At 47.1% G+C, this 11,521-nt stretch carries 9 protein-coding genes and 1 pseudogene; 7 read left to right on the top strand and 3 right to left on the bottom strand.

All coding sequences use genetic code 11. From position 1 onward, the window contains the following. Window positions 1–410 precede the first annotated feature (410 nt). The 5 genes from CDA63_RS19230 to CDA63_RS19210 all read left to right on the top strand — a co-directional run bounded on the left by CDA63_RS19230 (window position 411) and on the right by CDA63_RS19210 (window position 6,292). The gene (locus CDA63_RS19230; RefSeq protein ID WP_088466081.1) at window positions 411–1,694 is read left to right on the top strand and encodes a glycosyltransferase; all 1,284 of its coding nucleotides are present in this window, start codon (window positions 411–413) and stop codon (window positions 1,692–1,694) included. Between the two features lie 50 nt (window positions 1,695–1,744). Continuing rightward, a complete protein-coding gene (locus CDA63_RS19225; protein WP_088466080.1) occupies window positions 1,745–2,965 on the top strand; it encodes a glycosyltransferase in 1,221 nt (406 codons plus the stop codon). A 53-nt stretch (window positions 2,966–3,018) separates the two neighbouring features. Further along, a complete protein-coding gene (locus CDA63_RS19220; protein WP_088466079.1) occupies window positions 3,019–4,158 on the top strand; it encodes an acyltransferase family protein in 1,140 nt (379 codons plus the stop codon). Window positions 4,159–4,259: 101 nt separating this feature from the next. Beyond that, on the top strand, window positions 4,260–5,108 hold the full coding sequence (locus tag CDA63_RS20650; protein ID WP_126546969.1) for a hypothetical protein: 849 nt from the start codon (window positions 4,260–4,262) through the stop codon (window positions 5,106–5,108). A 116-nt stretch (window positions 5,109–5,224) separates the two neighbouring features. Then, window positions 5,225–6,292, top strand: a complete 1,068-nt coding sequence (locus CDA63_RS19210) for a glycosyltransferase family 4 protein (protein ID WP_088466077.1) — start codon at window positions 5,225–5,227, stop codon at window positions 6,290–6,292. Here the strand turns inward: CDA63_RS19210 and CDA63_RS20645 are convergent. Further along, entirely contained in the window at window positions 6,244–7,620 is a 1,377-nt protein-coding gene (locus CDA63_RS20645; protein WP_126546968.1) for a hypothetical protein, read from the bottom strand. The genes CDA63_RS19210 and CDA63_RS20645 overlap by 49 nt on opposite strands. A 12-nt stretch (window positions 7,621–7,632) precedes the next feature. Beyond that, window positions 7,633–8,892, bottom strand: coding sequence for a tol-pal system protein YbgF (locus CDA63_RS19205; RefSeq protein WP_088466076.1), 1,260 nt, complete (start codon window positions 8,890–8,892; stop codon window positions 7,633–7,635). A gap of 111 nt (window positions 8,893–9,003) precedes the next feature. Between CDA63_RS19205 and CDA63_RS19200 the strand changes: the two genes are divergently transcribed. Beyond that, window positions 9,004–9,918, top strand: coding sequence for a M20/M25/M40 family metallo-hydrolase (locus CDA63_RS19200; protein WP_088466075.1), 915 nt, complete (start codon window positions 9,004–9,006; stop codon window positions 9,916–9,918). 39 nt (window positions 9,919–9,957) lie between these two features. Here the strand turns inward: CDA63_RS19200 and CDA63_RS19195 are convergent. Next, window positions 9,958–11,002: pseudogene (locus CDA63_RS19195) on the bottom strand (IS701 family transposase). 25 nt (window positions 11,003–11,027) lie between these two features. Here CDA63_RS19195 and CDA63_RS19190 point away from each other — a divergent pair. Beyond that, window positions 11,028–11,336, top strand: a complete 309-nt coding sequence (locus CDA63_RS19190) for a transposase (RefSeq protein ID WP_088466074.1) — start codon at window positions 11,028–11,030, stop codon at window positions 11,334–11,336. The last annotated feature ends 185 nt before the right edge of the window (window positions 11,337–11,521 follow it).

Raw genomic sequence — 11,521 nt, 5'->3', positions numbered from 1 at the left:
GGCGGCATCATAACGCCGACGTTTAGGAGGTTGGGGGCTGTCCTTCATGACATTCGAAAGATAAGACCCTATTCTGTCCACATTTACCCGACCACCTCATAGTAACTAAACACAGTGTCATGGTGCTCTGGTGAGAATATGCTAAGCACCGATAGCTCCAATAGTTACAGGCGCTAGGAGTTAGTGCTTAATGAAGAGAGATCAACTCGTAGACAGATACATAGTACACACTAACAACCGCTTCTTTGAGACTCGTTTTCACCCAAAGATAGCTTGGAGTTAGCAGTACATGGATGCCGTCTAGCCGTTTGACGTTCCAGTTAGCTTACCTTTGTGCCTTATAGTAGTACGACTTCAATAGGCTGTTCATGGCAGGTGCGCCAAATGGTCCGTAGAAATAGCCTAGCTAAATGACTGAAAACAAGACTATTTTAATGCTCATTCCGCAACTCAGCTTGGGTGGAGCAGAACGGGTGTTTCATGACCAGGCTCGGGAATTGGCCAGGGCTGGTCATCGGGTTATTGAGTGCATCTTTGAAGTCCGTAGCAAAATAGGTTTTCCCACCGAAAACCAACTGGTTGTGCTGCAGACACCCGAAGCGGGCGCCTCGCCACTCAGCAAATTACAGACCCTGCAGCAGCGGGTTAAGGAAGTAAAGCGACTGAAAGAGGTGCAGGACGTTGATGTATGCATCAGCCACTTAGAGGGAGCTGACTATGTGAATCTACTTAGCAAAGGCAAAGAACAAGTTATTTTGTGCGTACATAATTCCAAACGGCACGACCCCAACTATCGGGGTGGAGCAGGCTGGGTGCGCCGTCGGCTGTTAATGCCCTTGCTTTATCGGCGAGCCGATTACGTAGTAACAGTGAGCCGCGATTTGCGCCAGGAACTGATTGACTATTTCCAATTGCCTGCCAATCGGGTGATAGCCATCAATAATTTTCTGCAACTCTCAGCGCTTCATCGGCAAGCGGCTGAACCCCTCACTGAACCCGCTGAAATAGCGCTGTTTGCAGATGCTCCGGTGCTAATCGCGGTCGGGCGCCTTGACCTTGAAAAGAACCCGGTAGTTCTGCTCTCTGTACTTGCCGGATTACGCCAGCGTGGCAGTAATGCCCGCTTGGTGCTGGTGGGAGACGGTACCCAGCGGTCTGTCCTGGAAGCGGAAGCTCAGCGTTTGAAGTTGCGCTTATGGAATGGCATTACATCTACTGCAGATCCGGATCCAGGTAGCTTACTCCCCTATGACGTACTACTGTTAGGTTTTCGGGCCAATCCGTTCCAATATGTTGTACAAGCTACTATCAGTTTACTTCCCTCTCTTACTGAGGGGTTTCCGATGGTATTGTGTGAGGCATTGGCTTGCGGAATACCAGTAGCCAGTGCCGACTGCCCAACTGGCCCCCGTGAAATTCTGGCTCCTGATACTGCGCCGACTCAGTATGCCCAAAAGCCTGAATGGGCCGAATACGGCCTGCTACTCCCCATACTACGCCAGCAGGCTCCTGATTATAATGCATCGGTGAGCAGCTGGGTGGACTCAATAGCCACGCTGTTGAACGACACGAATTGCTATCAGCACTATGTTAGCCAAGCTACCCACCGAGGAGCAATATTTGGACCAAAGCCCGTAATGGCCCAATGGGAACAATTGCTCCGCTCCACCTCTATCAGCGCGAAAGTTGCCTAAGCTCTTCATAACACCGCTTTGCTTACGAAATTCCGAAGAAGCTACCTGCCATGAAAACAAGAACTGTCATTGTCTTTGTTTACAACAGCGCCGATGATCCGCTGTTTAAGGGCAACCTATTGCCGTTGCTGTTTCAGATGAGCGAAAATCAGCCAGATTTACGCTTTCACCTGATCACCTACGAGCAAAAAAAATATGCGTTGACCGAGGGTGAGCGGCAGGAAAGAATGGCGGAGTGGGCTAAGAGCCAGATTACTTGGCACCCGTTGACTTGGCACTCCGGACGGTTTAAACTCGCTAAAAAGGCCTACGATCTGGCAGTTGGCTTTGCGTTGTGCCTAGCTTTGCGTTTGCAGGGTGCACAAACCATAATGGGTATGTGCACTGTGGCTGGTTCGTTTGCCTTCATCATCGCCAAACTTTCAGGGCTTCGTTATTTCGGCTATCAGTATGAACCCCATAGTGAATTCATGCGTGACTGTGGCGTGTGGCCTGCTGATGGGTTGGCTTACCGAAGCCTGCACTATGTAGAAGGGCTGGTAGGACGCCATGCTGATATTCTCTCAACCGGTACAAGCCATATGCTCACGCGTTTGGAGAACTGGCATTCCACCGCTCACACTTACAGGTTACCTACTGGAGTCGATGAGATGCGTTTCGAATTTACAGCGACCGGCAGAGCCCAGGTACGGGCACGTTACGGATTGAAGGAAACGCAGCCCGTAATTCTGTATCTGGGTAAGTTTGGCGATCTGTATTATAGTACTGAAGTAGGAGCGCTATTTCAGGGATTATCCGATGAAATCCTTGGGTTACATTTGCTAATAGTGACGCCAGACGAGCCGGAGTACGTCAAAGGCTTAATGAAAGCTGCAGGAGTTGCAGAAGATACTTTTACAATTACTCGCAGTCGCTATGAGGAAGTGCCCGCCTACATTTCTGCTGCAGATTTCGGCCTAGTGGCTGTACCGCCTCTACCTTCCCAGCGTTTTCGGTCACCAATAAAGGTAGGAGAATATCTGTGCTGCGGATTACCATACCTGGTTTGTAAAGGGGTATCGGAAGATGACCTAGTAGCCAATCAGTATGGGGTAGGGGTTGTAGTTGACCGATTCGACAGGCGTGAGGGAGCGCGCATGGCAACGGAGGTTGCGGAATTTCTAGCAGAAGATAAGGAAAAGCTGCGTAGTCGATGCCGCGAAGCCGGTATTGCGTACCGGGGGCTGCAGCAGTTTCTGCCGATTGCGAACGATATATTCGCTCGATTGTGACGGGTTATGTCGTGACTAATTGATGACCAAAACTGCCAAACTAAAAGACGATAATGCTAGGAAATAAGTCTCTGAATAAGTTGCATGCATTGCGAGGATTCTGTGCCTTCTATGTAGTAGTATTTCATGCTAAAATAATACTTTGGTCAGGAGGGAGTCTTTTCTTAGAGAAATTTCCTCGCATAAATTGGTCGTTAGCTGACTACATATACTTTAGCGCTGATATGCTCAGCTCTGCTGGGCAAGAGATGGTTATTATCTTCTTTGTACTATCTGGGTTTTTTATAAGACATGCTCAATTAAAAAGGGTAAGAACCGCATTACAGTTTTACGTGAATAGGTTATTGAGAATTTATCCTCCATTCTTGTTCTCCATAACTCTATCAGGAGTTGTGTTAGCATATGTGGCCGCCTTTCATCATGAAGTAATGGACCCTATGTCAAGCCGAGCCTTAAATCAGAGCTTAGAATTGGCATGGCAGGACATGGATCTTAAAAAAATTGGAATTTTAAGATCAATATTTTTTATCCGGTTAGATAATAGTTATTTTGGATATAATGAAGCATATTGGTCTTTGCTTCCAGAAGTTATATTCTATTTTTTAGTGCCGTTTATATTTGCTAAAATAAGATCTTACTATTGGATAAGTCTTATCCTTTACATTGCTGGACTCATCATGCAGGTAAGTGGTTTGGGTATACATCCTGTAATCAGCTATCCTTTGATTTATAACTGCTACTTCGCAGTAGGTGTCGGGTTCTATGATTTCGTAAAATCTAATGAAGTATATATTGAAAAAATTAATAATATGAATAAAATACTTATTTTGCTAATTACGGTAATAATTTTTGGGCTTATTATTGTATTTGCAGTGTTGCAAGAAAAAATATACTCTTGGCCTTTAGCTGGCGTACTAGCCATATGGCTAATGTCAATTTTGCTTTCGAAAAATACTTCTGAAAATAATGTTCTGATAAACGTTTTTAGTAGAATAGGTATATTCAGCTTCTCGTTGTATTTATACCATTATCCTATTCTGATAATTGCATATGTTTATATGGTTTACTTTACCAATGAAATATTTGTTTATGACAGGTATTATTGGTTTGTTTTACCTATTGTGTTGTTTGTTTGTAAGATGCTTTATAGAATTACTGAGAAAAAAGCAGTAGAATATTTTAGGAAGATATGATTATTGTAAAGAATGAATAGTGAGTTTGTAAAATAAAAATTCAAAAGAAAGAAAATAAAATGGATGTACGTAATTGTTTGGTGTACATTGCTCATGGTAACGTGGATTTCAAAAATGAAGCTATATTCAGTATACTTTCATATTTAGAAATATGCGATAATGCTGACAAGCTTACTATAATAGTATATACAGATTCGGCATTGTACTTTGAATCTGTGTTAGGTCAGCAGGGTAATATAATTTATGAGGAAATAGATAGTGCACAATGGCAAGCATGGCGCGGTGATATTGATTTCGTACATAGAGCCAAAATTGAAGTTATTAAACACGCTTTAGAAAAAAATGGAGGCAATATTTTGTATCTAGACTCTGATACATTTTTTCTGAAAGATCCTAAGCCTATTTATAATGCTATTGAAAGTGGGATACATTTTCTCCACGTGCGTGAGGGATTAATTGCCAATGGATCACCACTGCATATAGCCATTTATGACTTTCTAATGGCCCATCCTGCTGAAGAATGGTCTGCTATATCTATTCATACAGCGATGTACAATGCAGGTGCTATCGGGCTATCACGGAAGGATCTCAAATTGCTAATTCAGACAATTAGCTTGACAGATAAGTTATATAGAGCCTACCCATCACACGTGATGGAACAACTGGCATTTAGCATAGTGTTAAATCAGAATGGTCCAGCAGGTGAGGTAGCTCCATTCGTGCTACATTACTGGCACATGAAGGAGGTTCGTTCGGAACTTGATAAATTTTTTGGCGAGAATGCAGGTAAGCCATTACCTATCCTTCTGGCTCGGCTGAGAGAATTTCCGATTGTAGAGGCCTCTAGCCAGAAGGATATATGGGAGAAACGCCATCGGTGGCAACGCGCGTTAATGAGGCTCATGGGTATAGGTTGGAAGTGGCCTGCCAATCACCGAAAACTGCTCTAGATTAGCTCTGCAGGATGTAAGCCCTATTCTGACGTAGCCTTATTCGTGATGGGTAAATAGCGGAAAACGCTTATACAGCCTTAATATAAGTTTGCACACAAAATAAGTCTGAAGTCATGCACGTATTTTTCTTGGTTCCATATCCTATTGGGAAGGCGCCATCTCAACGATTTCGTTTTGAGCAGTACTTTGCGTATTTGTTAGCAAAAGGTATTACGTACGAAACACAGTCATTTATTTCTGATGCTACCTGGCAAATTCTATATAAGCCAGGTCATCATCTGAGAAAAACTTTCGGAATATTAAGTGGATTCCTCCGCCGATTTATTGCTTTATCAAAAGTAGCCAAAGCAGACTTTGTATTTATTCATCGCGAAGCTTCTCCTATTGGCCCACCCATTTTGGAATGGATTATTGCTAATATATTAAATAAGCGTATAATCTATGATTTTGATGATGCTATATGGATTGCGAATACTTCGGAAACCAATAAGATTGCAGCAGGATTAAAGTGGCATAATAAGGTAGGAGCTATTTGTAGTTATGCCTATAAAGTGAGTTGTGGAAATCAGTATCTAACGAATTATGCTCTGCAGTATAACTATAATTCGTTCGTCAATCCTACGACTATAGATACCATCGATCTGCATAATAGAGTGAATAATCAAATCATTAAAACGAAGCCAGTAATAGGATGGACTGGCAGCCACTCAACTTTGAAATATATAGATCAGATAGTTCCGGTTCTAGCGAAGCTGGAAAAGGAAATTGACTTCGAATTCAGAGTGATTTCAAATCAGCCACCTGACTTAGCCTTGAAATCATTACAATATAAGCAATGGAACAAGGAAACCGAGATAGATGACTTGTTGGAATTTAATGTCGGGATAATGCCTTTGGAGGATGATATATGGGCCAAGGGCAAGTGCGCATTTAAAGCACTACAATATATGGCCCTAGGAGAGCCCGCACTCGTGTCGCCAGTTGGTATGAACACTGAAGTGGTAGATCAGGGAGTCAATGGTTTTATTTGTACTACGTCAGCGGATTGGGAAGACGCACTACGATTGCTACTAAAAGATGAGCAACTGCGCCTACAAATGGGAGAATCGGCTCGTAAAACGATAGAAAATCGCTATTCAGTAACTGCTAATCTGCCTAATTTTTTGGCTCTCTTTACGTAAGCTGACTTTCCAAGTGTGCGGTTCTTGTTAGCTGCTTTTGCTTTAAACTGCATAATATAAAGCGCTGAAAGATAGAAGGGCATCAGGGGGATTTTGTATCGTACAAGTGTTCCAAAGTTGCCACTATTGGTCCCTACGGCAATTGCCAATATTATGGAAAATAGAAAGCAAAATGTTAAAATAGGTTCGCTTACTATCAGCGATAAGCTTTTAAGTACACCTGTCTTATAGAATAAAATAAATGTAAGATATATAAACCAAGTAGCCTCAAGCGCTGATAGCAGCATTACTGGATTACGCGCCTCAAATAGAAATGGACGATAAAGAGAAACTACTATGGCTTGAGGAGCAACCTTAATGATAGATCCTACCGAGCCGTCAATTGTTCCGATATCATATGCTGAACCATTATTTGTGTAAGTGGTCAAATAATCGTTGTTTATTTTGGTTCTTTCCGCAATATTCTCCACATCGTACCTGTCGTCGCCAGCTGTTAAGTTCGTGGCTCCGAATACAGCGGCGGCGAGGCCAACAGCTAAGAAGAAAGGGCGTGCTGCAATGCGTAAAACAGGGGATTTTATTCGTTGATTGTACTCATTAAATATCCATAAGAGAGCTGGTGGTAGAAAAGAAAGGAGTATGTATATTTTAACTGCAATAATAACATACATCCCAATGGCACCTAATATTAAAGAAAATACAGTGCTCTTCGGACGAACCAATCCATTATAAAAACCATAGAATACCCAGCCCAGGGCCCCAATACAGAGAGAATCCTTCATTATTCCTGACCCCCAAAAAAATACGGAGGGTAAGAAAAAGCAGGCAATAGCTAGCTGTTTGTAAGCCAAAGGATAAATCCTTACAAAGGTTAGATACATTGCCCACATGCCGGAAAAGCTCAACATGGCGAACATTAAAGCAATGACAGAATAAGTATTAAAACAAAATAAGCTGAAGAAGGCCCCAACGCGGGCTATAAAGTACTCCGTCGATGAGGTATACCATTGCATACGATTGGCATACGACGCAGTTAATGGGTCGTACTCTCCATTAGCAAATAGTAGCTTAAAGCCAATCGTTGGTGATTCTGTAAAGGCTTGAAAAATAATTTTAATATGAGTGTAATAGTTAAAAGTATCGCCTCCGCCGTAATAAAACTGATAAATAAGCCCTAAACAAAGTGCCCCTAAAAATTTAACGGATAATGCAGGAATAAAATATTTCTTAGTTAAATTGTTGGTGAATCGTTTGCGCACCCCAAAGGCCAGTCCGTAAAATACTGCTAGATAAATCGGTGTCAGAAAAAGATCCTTTAAGTCTATCATAAATACAAAAACCTATTTGAAATTTGCCTTGAGGTATTCCCTGGCCTCCTGGTATTGCTCCAGTTTATGGTCGGATTTGTTGGCTACTACAGTGTAGTAGCGGCGGGCCGCGGTGGCATCCTTGGCTTCGGCGGCTAGGCGGGCTAGGGCTAGGTTGGCGAACACGTAGAAACCGTAATTAGTTTCGCCGTTCAGCTCGGCGAAAACGATGCAACGCTGGTAATATTCCTTGGCTTTTTTGAGATCCTTGTAGCGGTTTTGCATCAGGAAGCCCAAGAAATACGTTGCGTAACGCCCACTGTTGGGCTCGTAACCAGGCATACCACGGTTGAGCTTATCGAGAATGTCGCGGCTTACCCGCTCGCACTCCCGGAACTCTCCTTGCAGGAAGCAGGCATTAGCGTAGATACGCTGGAAATACCCGTTTTCAGGATAAGTAGTGGCCAGATACCGGGAAACAGGCAACGCCTCTTCGGGTTTGTCTTCCTCGTTGAGCAGAAGACGCATGAGGAAGACGCGCGCTTCAGGGCCGACATATACCCCATTATCGGCTACGTTGCGGAGTTGCTGCAGGCCCAGTTTCTTGTTTCCCTTGGGAAAGAACAGTAGCACGGGCTTGAGCAGCGGATAGTTGTCCGGAATCCAGACGGCGTAGTAATTGAACAGGGCTTGGCCGAACAGAAACTCGGGGCTCAGGCCGTTGGCTTCTTTGCTTTTTTCGAGGTAATCCAAGGCGCGTTTGGCACCGACGGTGGCCTTGCGCCAATCGTGGCGCTCGGCATGCAAGCGGGCATCGAAGCCATAGCCGGCGGCCAGGAAAAAGCAGGCTTCGTAGTTCTTCTTGTCGGCCTTGTACATGGCCTCGCCCATCATGACGGTGGTGTCCATGTAGGCAAAAAACTGCTTGTCGTAGAGTTTGGTCTGGATGCCAGAAGGCATGATTTTCCACCAAGAGCTGAGCCCTAGCAGAAAGTAAGGCATTGGGTGGTTGGGGTAGCGGCGGCGCAGACTGCGGAACTGCCGCTCGGCTTTATCGTATTTAAAATTATAGAGGTTATAGACCGCTCCTTCCAGTTCAGTTTTAATGTCTTGGTCGAGCAGCAGCCAGCCTTTGGTATCTATAGCGCCCGGTGCTACATCCACATTTTCCAGCCGCACCTGCCGGGCGGTATCAAGCAGCATAGCTGGTTGGGTGGAGTCGGGTTGCTGCGCTTGTGCCAGTAGCGGCAAGAGTAGCAGAAACAACAGGACAAATTGTAGACGTTGACGCATCAGTAATGTAAAGTGCAGCTTCAAATAGCAACTAAATCAGGTTATGGCTTGCTGGTCTGAAGAGCTAAAGTAGAACTTTTAGCGTAGTTTTGGACAAAAAAAATACTGATTATGGAGCTTTTACGCACTATCTGCCAGATTCCGGCCCCTTCTGGTCATGAGGCTCCCCTGACCGAATTCGTGCTACGCTATGTAGAAGAGCATCAGGCCGGATGGACCACTCAGCCAACCATTCTGGCTGGCGAAGAGTTTCAGGATTGTATTATACTGATATTTGGTGCGCCCCGAACGGCGGTTTTTGCCCACCTCGATAATATCGGCTTCACGGTTCGCTACAACCGGCAACTGGTGCGCATTGGTGGGCCGGTGGCCGAAACCGGTTACCGATTAGTAGGTCGGGATTCGCAGGGAAATATTGAATGCACGCTGGTAGTCGATGAGCAAACCGGCGCGCTGAGCTACGATTTTCACCGCGACATTGACCGGGGCACGGAGCTGACCTTCTACTGCGACTTCCGCGAAACCGACACGACTGTGCAGAGTTGCTACCTCGACAACCGCCTGGGCGTCTGGAACGCGTTGCGCCTGTGCGAAACGTTGGAACACGGCGCGGTGGTTTTCTCGTGCTGGGAAGAGCACGGCGGCGGTTCGGTAGCCTATCTGGCCAAGCATCTTTATGAAACTTACGGCGTGCGCCAGGCCCTGATTTCTGACATTACCTGGGTAACCGAGGGCGTGCGGCCCGGGAAGGGCGTGGCCATCAGCCTGCGCGACTCGCTGATTCCGCGCCGCAGCTACGTGGAGCGCATCCGCCGCATCGCAGAGGCGGCCGGTGTACCGCACCAGCTGGAAGTAGAAGGTAGCGGCGGCTCCGACGCTAAGGAGCTGCAGCATGGAGCTCAGCCCTGGGATTGGTGCTTCATCGGCGCCCCTGAAGACAATGTGCATTCGCCCGACGAAATCGTGGACAAGCGCGATATAACGAGTATGTTGGCCCTGTATCAGGTGCTACTGCGGGAGCTGTAGTTATCGAATAAAACCAGACCTTTGTAATCCATCTAGGACTTACGCAAAACGGAGGGTGGGCTGGGTTAATTCGCGACGCAGATAGTCGCGGAGCAATCCTTGTTTAAGCTGGTAAACGGTTCGGCCTGTTTGGTAGGCCACTCGTTTGAGGCTGGTCCAAGTGCGCAGGGCCAGGGCAATATGGTTGCGCTGACTACGGGCCAACCGACACTGGCACGCCTGCAGGCCCGTGAGCTGTTTGGCTTCGCGATGAAACTGTTCAATCAACCAGCGGACGTTGCTTTCTTGCTCGGCAGCGGCCGTGTCATCTTGTGCTAGCTCGTTGGTCACGAGATAGTCCGTCCGGTGGGTAGACACCAGTACGCGGAAACATTTCAACTTAACGTCTTGGGGCATTTTCTTCACCTTGAGCAGCTTGCCCTGGGCCACATCTTGCGCCGACCAGTTCAGGCAAGCCAGGGGCTGGTAGGGCTGCTGGCCGCCCGAGTCATCGACTAAACGGTTGCTTTTAAGCGGGCAGTAAAACAGCTTTTTTTCGTTCATCAGCCACTTAAACACGTCCGTTGTGGCATACCACGCGTCCATGAGCACGGTGCGGTAAGCAATCTGGCGCACGCCCAACTGGGTGAGCATGTCGCGCACATGCGCGTGTTTGTCTTTGCCATCTACCTCTGGGGCGAAGAGGCGATAATCCAGCAGCCAGAACTGGTCCGTATTGGGATTGACGTAGACGCAGTTGACCAGGCCGATACCTTTGATCAGCCCATGTGCATTGCCTGAATACTGGCGGTGCACCAAGGCAATGTGATGGCTGTGGGACTTATCGAGCACCGTAGGACTTATCGAGCACCGTATCATCGAAGAGCACGTAGCCCCGTTCGCTGGCCACGAACTCGCCTTGCAGCTGCTGTCAGAGTTGGCGGGGCGTGAAGCGACGGGTTTTGAGAAAATACTGCACGTTGTCGTGCGTGAGCCCGGCCAAGTGCTCGGCCAGGTAAGTGCCGGTATAATTGACGTGGCTGCTGAGCAGAAACTGACCGTAAAGCTGCGCCGTAACTTGAGGTGGTCTGGTAAATCTGGACAGAATAGGGTCTTATCTTTCCAATGTCATGAAAGACAGTCCCCAACCCGCCAAACGTCGGCGTTATGACGCCACCTTCCGCGTCGAGGCGCTACGCCTAGCTGGCGAGAGCCGCTGCACCCAAGCAGCCGCCCGCGCGCTAAATATCAGTCCTAAGCTGCTCTACAAGTGGCATAAAGAGGCCCTTACGCCCGTCGCGGCTGCTCGCGGGGCCTACTTGGACCCAGTCACGGCGGCGGAACTGCGGCAGCTGCGGGCCTTGGCCCGACGGCAGGCGCAGGAGTTGGATATTTTAAAAAAAGCCATTGCCATCTTCTCGCAGACACCGGACCAATGAGCCGTTATCGTTTCATCGCAGCGCAGCGAGACCACCACCCCGTGCGGCTGCTCTGCCAGCTGGTGGCGGGGCCATCATGCCCGAGGAACTGGTGACCAGTGCCTTGCAACGCGCTTTTTGGTCCCAGCCGCCCACGCCGGGCCTCATCGTCCACTCCGACCGCGGCGGGCAATACTGCGGCAACG

Source organism: Hymenobacter amundsenii, from assembly GCF_002204745.1.
GTDB lineage: Bacteria > Bacteroidota > Bacteroidia > Cytophagales > Hymenobacteraceae > Hymenobacter > Hymenobacter amundsenii.
The sequence above is the reverse complement of the archived record's forward strand: the minus strand, read 5'-3'. Positions and strand labels throughout refer to the sequence as shown.

Coding starts and splice junctions, on each gene's coding strand:
- CDA63_RS19230 (WP_088466081.1), top strand. CDS start 411: ATGACTGAAAACAAGACTATTTTAATGCTCATTCCGCAACTCAGCTTG.
- CDA63_RS19190 (WP_088466074.1), top strand. CDS start 11,028: ATGAAAGACAGTCCCCAACCCGCCAAACGTCGGCGTTATGACGCCACC.
- CDA63_RS19225 (WP_088466080.1), top strand. CDS start 1,745: ATGAAAACAAGAACTGTCATTGTCTTTGTTTACAACAGCGCCGATGAT.
- CDA63_RS20645 (WP_126546968.1), bottom strand. CDS start 7,620: ATGATAGACTTAAAGGATCTTTTTCTGACACCGATTTATCTAGCAGTA.
- CDA63_RS19205 (WP_088466076.1), bottom strand. CDS start 8,892: ATGCGTCAACGTCTACAATTTGTCCTGTTGTTTCTGCTACTCTTGCCG.
- CDA63_RS19200 (WP_088466075.1), top strand. CDS start 9,004: ATGGAGCTTTTACGCACTATCTGCCAGATTCCGGCCCCTTCTGGTCAT.
- CDA63_RS19220 (WP_088466079.1), top strand. CDS start 3,019: ATGCTAGGAAATAAGTCTCTGAATAAGTTGCATGCATTGCGAGGATTC.
- CDA63_RS19210 (WP_088466077.1), top strand. CDS start 5,225: ATGCACGTATTTTTCTTGGTTCCATATCCTATTGGGAAGGCGCCATCT.